This window comes from Proteiniborus sp. DW1 (assembly GCF_900095305.1).
Classification (GTDB): domain Bacteria; phylum Bacillota; class Clostridia; order Tissierellales; family Proteiniboraceae; genus Proteiniborus.
Window position 1 is genome coordinate 1 of sequence record NZ_FMDO01000001.1, and the last position, 1,704, is coordinate 1,704.

Annotated in this window: 2 protein-coding genes; both read left to right on the forward strand. The window is 32.6% G+C overall.

The genetic code is table 11. From position 1 onward, the window contains the following. Nucleotides 1-120 precede the first annotated feature (120 nt). On the forward strand, nucleotides 121-1,395 hold the full coding sequence (gene serS, locus DW1_RS00005; protein ID WP_074348350.1) for a serine--tRNA ligase: 1,275 nt from the start codon (nucleotides 121-123) through the stop codon (nucleotides 1,393-1,395). Between the two features lie 44 nt (nucleotides 1,396-1,439). Beyond that, the gene (locus tag DW1_RS15995; protein ID WP_347499679.1) at nucleotides 1,440-1,637 is read left to right on the forward strand and encodes a DUF6199 family natural product biosynthesis protein; all 198 of its coding nucleotides are present in this window, start codon (nucleotides 1,440-1,442) and stop codon (nucleotides 1,635-1,637) included. Nucleotides 1,638-1,704 lie beyond the last annotated feature (67 nt).

Consider the following 1,704-nt stretch of genomic DNA (forward strand, 5'->3'; position numbering starts at 1 on the left):
TTTTAAGTAATAGGTACATGTTTTTTTAGACTTAGATGACAATGTCTCTAGAGACTGAAAGAGAAAGTGGTTTCTTTAAAATGGTAAATAAGTAATTAATTAAATAAGGAGGAATAAAGAATGCTAGATATTAAACGAATCAGATTAAACACAGAAGAAGTAAAAAAAGGTCTTGCTAAAAGAAATGGAGAATTTGACATAGACAAAATAGTAGAGTTAGACGAAAAAAGAAGGCAAATATTAGTTAAGGTTGAAGAAATGAAAGCAAGACAAAACCAAGTTTCAAAAGAAGTTCCTAAACTAAAAAAAGAAGGAAAAGATGCAACAGCAGTACTAAATGAAATGAAGGAGTTATCTCAAAAAATTAAGGACTATGATAGTGATGTAAAAGAAGTAGAAGTTCAGCTTAATGATTTGCTTCTCAGAATACCTAATGTCCCCAATCCTAATGTTGCTGTAGGGGCTAGTGACGAAGACAATATTGAAATAAGAAGATGGGGAGAGCCTAGAAAATTTGATTTTGAACTTAAGGCACACTGGGATATAGGTACGAACCTTGATATACTAGATTTTGAGAGAGCTTCAAAGATTACAGGAGCTAGATTTACTATATTTAAGGGATTAGGAGCTACATTAGAAAGGGCTATTATAAACTTTATGCTAAACCTTCATACTAATGAGCATGGATATAAAGAAATATCACCACCTTTTATGGTGAATAGGGCTAGTATGACTGGTACTGGACAACTTCCAAAATTTGAAGAGGATGCATTTAAGATTCCTGATAAAGACTTTTTCCTTGTACCAACTGCTGAGGTTCCAGTTACAAATATCCATAGAGATGAGATACTAGATGAAGTCTTGCTTCCAGTAAACTATACTGCATATACCCCTTGTTTTAGACAAGAAGCTGGGTCAGCAGGAAGAGATACTAGAGGTCTTATAAGAAATCACCAATTTGACAAGGTAGAGTTAGTGAAGCTAGTTAAACCACAAACATCATATGATGAATTAGAGAAGCTAACTAATAATGCAGAAAAGGTATTGCAACTACTGAATATTCCATACAGAGTAGTGGAGCTATGTACAGGAGATTTAGGCTTCTCATCAGCTAAGACTTACGATATAGAAGTATGGATGCCTAGCTATAATAGATATGTGGAGATTTCTTCTTGTAGTAACTTTGAGGATTTTCAAGCAAGAAGAGCTAATCTAAAATATAGGGACAAGGAAACTGGTAAGGCTGAATATGTTCATACTCTAAATGGCTCAGGTCTTGCTGTAGGAAGAACCTTAGCGGCAATCCTTGAAAACTTCCAACAAGAAGATGGCAGTGTAATTATCCCAGAGGCTTTAAGACCTTATATGGGTGGAATAGAGAGAATTAGGAAATAGGAATTAACAAATAGGAATTAACAAATAACTCCAGCAAGATATAAGTGAAAAGGGGGAGAATATCAATACTTTTCAAGATTGTTGTAAGCATATTATTAATTATAAATATTATAAATCCTAACTTGTCATGGAAGATGAAAGAAGGATGGATTTCTAAAGATGCAAAACCTAACAATTCGTATTTAGTCATGACTAGAATATTTTCTTTTATACTATTATTTGTTTTATGGGTTTTTGTATAGATAATGATGAAGTAATAAAGATTGTTTTTTTCAAATATTACCAAGTTATTTACTTGGTAATATTTAT